Raw genomic sequence first — 5,018 nt, forward strand, 5'->3', positions numbered from 1 at the left:
CGGACGGATGCAGCAGTGCCAGCAGCGCGTACAGCCCCGCACCGACCACGGTGCCGAGCATGCGGTGGACCCCACGCTGCACCGCCGCGCGTCGGGCGGCGGCGACGCCGATGACCGCGACCGCGGATCCGACGATCCAGTACGTCCGAGTGGGGTCGATCACGAGCCCCAGCAGCACGCCGATGACCGCGACGATCGCGACCCGGATCACCAGCATCCGCGAATCGGCGGTGAAGGTGGGCCCGGGCAGCAGTTCGCGCAGCGGTGTGGCGGCGACGGATCGTGTGCGGGGGAGAAGCAGGGGCACCATCGCGACGAGATAGGAGAACGCGCAACCCGCGGCGAGCGCTGCGATGTAGACGATCGGCGCGATCGGCGAGCTCACGGCCACATGGGCCGAGAGGCCGAACACCAGCACGAAGAACAGAGGACCGGGAGGGCCGAGGCGGAACCCGAATGCCAGGACCGCGCTGACGATCGCCACCACGACGACTCCGATGCTCACGAGCCAGGCGTTCGCTGAGACGACCACGCCGAGCGCGGCGCTGATGATCAGGCCCAGAGCGACGAACGGCAGGATCCTCGCTCGGTCGATGACGGGCGCGGTACCGGCGAACAGCACGGTGAACGCACCGGATGCGGCGATATAGCCGAGCGAGGGCTCGCCGAGCAGGGTCATGACCGCGATCGGCACGGCGATTCCGAGAGCGGCCTGCGTAGCCAGGTGCCAGCGCGGTCCGCGCTTCGGGGCGAGGGCGAACAGGCTCATCTCTCAATTGTCTCGCGGCGTCGGCGCCCCGCGTGACACGGAGGAGTCGTTCGGGTCGCAGTAGGTGCCGCGGGACCACGCGGCAGACGGCCTGAACTGCGCCCGGAGTGTCGATGGCGACAGGGATGCCCGGCGATACGATGGCCGACGTGACCGAACCTCGCCCCGGAATCGCCGATCGTCTCTCGCGGATGATCCGGTTGCCGACGGTCTCGGCCGAGCTCGAGGAGCGCGGAACCGGGCCGTTCGAAGAGTTCGTCACGCTGATCGCCGACCTCTACCCGCTCGTCCACGAGAAGCTGAGGCTCGAGCGCCACACCGATTTCGGGCTGCTCTTCCATTGGTCAGGCAGCGCAGACCCCGCCGCCGGACCCGTCGTGCTGATGGCGCACTACGACGTGGTTCCGGTCGATGAGAGCGACGCGTGGACGCACCCGCCGTTCGCCGGTGTCATCGCCGACGGCACCGTCTACGGCCGCGGCGCGCTCGACGACAAGGGACCGCTGATCGTCGTCCTGGAGGCGGTCGAGAACCTGCTCGCCGCCGACTTCGTTCCTGCGCGCGACGTCTATCTCTCCTTCGGCGGCAACGAGGAGACCTACGGGCGCGCTGCCGAGGAGATCGCGCGGGTGCTCCGCGAGCGTGGCATCGTGCCGTGGCTCGTCGTCGACGAGGGTGGTGCGGTCGTCGATGCGCCTCTGCCTTTCGTCCCGGGGAGAGCCGCGATGATCGGAGTCGGCGAGAAGGGCGTCATGACGCTCACCCTCTCGGCGCGTGGCGAGGGCGGCCAGGCGTCGGCGCCCCCTTCGCTCACAGCGGTGCGACGCGTGGCGCGAGCCGTCGATCGGCTGGGTCCGACGACCTTCCGACCGCGCCCCTCGAAGGCGATCGGACGGATGCTGTTGCAACTCGGCGCTCAGACGCCCGGCCCCGCCCGGCACCTGCTGCGGTTGCTCGGTTCCGCGCCGTTCCTCACCGGGCAGCTCTTCGCAGCCCTCGGCGGCGAACCGGCGGCGCTCGTGCGCACCACCGTCGCTCCGACGATGCAGTCGGGCGGAACAGCCGCGAACGTCCTGCCCTCGCAGGCTTCGGCGACAGTGAATCTGCGCATCGCGCTGGGGGAGACCACGCAGCAGGCAGTGCTGCGGGTGCGTCGGCGCATCCGGGACCCGCTGGTGTCGGTGAGGGTCGACGAAGCCAGCGAGCCCTCGCCCGAGTCTGCGACGGACAACGCGCAGTTCGCTCTGCTGGCCGATGCTCTCGCGGTCTCGCATCCCGGCGTCGTCGCCGTGCCCTACGTCATGATGGCCGCGACGGACTCGCGCCATTTCCACCGCTTCGCGCCCGCCGTCTACCGCTTCGCGCCGCTGGACATGTCGAACGCGCAGCGGGCCTCGATCCACGGTGTCGACGAGAACGTCGAGATCGCGGCCCTCGAGCGAGGAGAGCGGTTCCATCGCGCCCTCCTCGAGCGGATAGTGTGATCTCACCCTTCCCCGGGCGTCGCAGCGCCCGGATCAGCCTTTTCACCGAGGAGCCGCGATGACGCGCACCCGCACTCTGGGAACCCTCGCCACCGTCGTCGGCTTCCTCGCCTTCGTCGAGTTCACCAGCGGTGTCCTGCAGGGGTACTACACACCCATGCTCACCGACATCGCTCGGCACCTGGGCATCCACGACGCCGATGTGAACTGGCTCGAGGGCACGCAGCTCATGCTGTCGGCGCTCGTCGTGCCGGCGTTCGCGAAGCTCGGCGACATGGTCGGCCACAAGCGGATGCTGCTGATCTCGACCGCGCTCACCGCTGCCGCCGCGCTCGTGCTGCCGTTCACCGACTCGTTCCCGGTGTTCCTGATCGGGTGGACCCTCATGGGGTTCTATGTCGTCTGGCTGCCGCTGGAGATCGCTCTCATCTGGTCGCGCTCGCGTCGCATGGAGGGGCGCTCGTCGATCACGGCGAAGGCCGCAGGCCTCCTGGTCGCGGCACTCGAGGGCGGCGCGATCATCGGCGCCCTGGTCGGCGGCGCGCTCATCGACGTGCTGCCGCTGACCGTCGTGCTGCTCATCCCCGCCATCCTCATCGTCGTCTGCTTCTTCGTGATCCTGTTCGGGGTGAAGGAGTCTCCGGATCCGACCGGTGGCGTGTTCGACACTGTCGGCGTCGTGCTGATCTCGATGGCGCTCATCTGCTTCACCGGGGGCCTCAGCCTGCTGCGCCTCGAGGGCGGGCTGGTGAACCCGTGGTCGTGGGCCGTCGTGATCCTCGGCATCCTGCTCGTGATCCCGTTCGTGATCTGGGAGCTCCGCTGCGACGACCCGCTGATCGACGTGCGCATGTTCCGCTCTCCGGCGCTGGGCCCGGTGTTCCTGACAGCCGGACTGTTCGGGGTCAGCGTGCTCGGCGCCCAGGCGCCGCTGTCGACCTTCGCTCGCACCGACCCTGGCGTCTACGGATACGGGCTCGGAACGACGGGCTTCGCGACGTCGCTGATCATCGGCCTGTATCTGATCGCGATGATCGCCGGAGCGCTTCTGTTCCCGCTCATCGCTCGACTGCTCACCCCGCGAGTCACCCTGATGGGCGCGTCGCTGCTCGTGGGGATCGGGTTCCTGCTGTTCCTGCCGTTCCACGATTCGTATCTGCAGGTCGTGACGAACATGGTCGTCGTCGGGCTCGGATCCGGGGCGCTCGTGGCAGCGCTTCCTGCGGCAGCCGCGTCGGCGGCTCCCGCGACGCAGACGGGTGTCGCGACCGGGCTCACGAACTCGGTCAAGACGGTCGGCGGGGCGATCGCCTCGTGCATCTTCGGCATCGCTCTGTTGAACGGTGTGAGCGGAGCGGTGGAGGGCACCGCCGGATCCTTCGCCGGGTACATCACCGTCTGGGTCGTCTGCGGGGTGACGGCACTCATCGCCGCCGCGATCCTCGTCTTCGTCCCGAAAGAGGCTTTCACCGACCGGACGGATGCCGAGGCGGTCGCCGCGCCCATCGTCTGAGGATCGACGTCAGTCGCGGTCGAGGCCGAAGGAACGCTTGACGACGGCCTGCATGTCGCGGTCGAGTCCGTCTATGCGCGTGTTCACGGCATCGAAGCGGGCGTTCATCTCGTTGCGAAGTCCGCCGATCTGGGCGTTCATCTCGCCGCGGAGTCCGCCGATCTGGGCATTCATCTCACCGCGGAGCCCGCCTACCTCGCCGCGGAGTCCGCTGATCTCGGCCCGGACGACGCGGATGAAGAGCGTCGAGACGACGGTCATCATGCTGAGCATGAGCGCAGTGAACGAGCCGATCATCGTCCAGATCTGAGCGTCGTTCATGAGGTGCACCGTGTCATCTTCGCATCGTTCCAGGACGGGGATCGGAATCGGCCCGTTGTATTCCGCCATCCCGTCTTTCGAGGAGAAACGGTGCGACAGGGCGGATGTGCAGAAGCGGCCGGCGGCCGGCGGACGTCGTCCGCCGGCCCCCTGCTACTGCTCAGTCGCCCTTCACGTTGACGAGCTGCCGCAGCGTGTGCCGGATCGACACCAGGCTCGCGGCATCCGCCATGACCCGATCGATCGGCTTGTACGCCTGCGGGATCTCATCGATGAAGGCGCTCGTGTCGCGGAACTCGATGCCGCCCATCGCCTCCCGCAGCTGCTCGTGCGAGAAGGTGCGCCGCGCCGCCGACCGCGAGTACTCGCGACCGGCGCCGTGGGGCGAGGAGTTCAGCGACTGCGGATCGCCGAGGCCCTCGACGACGTACGACGCGGTTCCCATCGACCCGGGGATGAGGCCCGGGCGGCCGGCATCCGCCTGGATCGCGCCCTTCCTCGACACCCACACCTGTGTGCCGTAGTGCTTCTCCGACTCGGTGAAGTTGTGATGGCAGTTGATGCGCTCCTGCTCGTCGACCGGTGTGCCGAGGAACTCCGAGACCTGGCGTGCGACCCTGTCCATCATCTCCTCGCGGTTGAGCAGGGCGAAGTGCTGTGCCCACCGCAGTTCGCGTATGTACCGCGTGAACTCGGGAGTGCCCTCGACGAGGTACGCCAGGTCGGGATCGGGAAGATCGATCCACCACTGCTTCGCCAGTCTCTGAGCGACGGCGATGTGGTGGCCGGCGATCCGGTTGCCGACGCCGCGCGATCCGGAGTGCAGGAACAGCCACACCCGGTCGAGCTCGTCGACCGACACCTCGATGAAGTGGTTGCCCGAGCCGAGCGTTCCGAGCTGCAGCCGCCAGTTCTTCGCGTACGACTCAGG

General features: G+C 68.4%; 5 protein-coding genes. 2 read left to right on the top strand and 3 right to left on the bottom strand.

What is annotated here, in order from left to right; translation table 11 throughout:
- Positions 1 to 769, bottom strand: a 769-nt coding sequence (locus J7E68_RS13795; RefSeq protein ID WP_215173491.1) for an FUSC family protein, incomplete at its 3' end; no start/stop codon positions are given.
- A 140-nt stretch (positions 770 to 909) separates the two neighbouring features.
- Between J7E68_RS13795 and J7E68_RS13800 the strand changes: the two genes are divergently transcribed.
- Positions 910 to 2,253, top strand: a complete 1,344-nt coding sequence (locus J7E68_RS13800; RefSeq protein ID WP_215173497.1) for a M20/M25/M40 family metallo-hydrolase — start codon at positions 910 to 912, stop codon at positions 2,251 to 2,253.
- 58 nt (positions 2,254 to 2,311) lie between these two features.
- Positions 2,312 to 3,766, top strand: a complete 1,455-nt coding sequence (locus tag J7E68_RS13805) for an MFS transporter (RefSeq protein ID WP_215173493.1) — start codon at positions 2,312 to 2,314, stop codon at positions 3,764 to 3,766.
- A 9-nt stretch (positions 3,767 to 3,775) separates the two neighbouring features.
- Here the strand turns inward: J7E68_RS13805 and J7E68_RS13810 are convergent, their stop codons facing one another.
- Both J7E68_RS13810 and J7E68_RS13815 read right to left on the bottom strand, forming a co-directional pair.
- Positions 3,776 to 4,087 carry a hypothetical protein gene (locus J7E68_RS13810; RefSeq protein ID WP_251048987.1) on the bottom strand — a complete coding sequence of 104 codons (312 nt, stop codon included), beginning with the start codon at positions 4,085 to 4,087 and terminating at the stop codon, positions 3,776 to 3,778.
- 160 nt (positions 4,088 to 4,247) lie between these two features.
- Positions 4,248 to 5,018: RtcB family protein (locus J7E68_RS13815; RefSeq protein ID WP_215173495.1), on the bottom strand; the 771-nt coding region annotated here is incomplete at its 5' end.

This window comes from Microbacterium sp. ISL-103 (assembly GCF_018613995.1).
GTDB lineage: Bacteria > Actinomycetota > Actinomycetes > Actinomycetales > Microbacteriaceae > Microbacterium.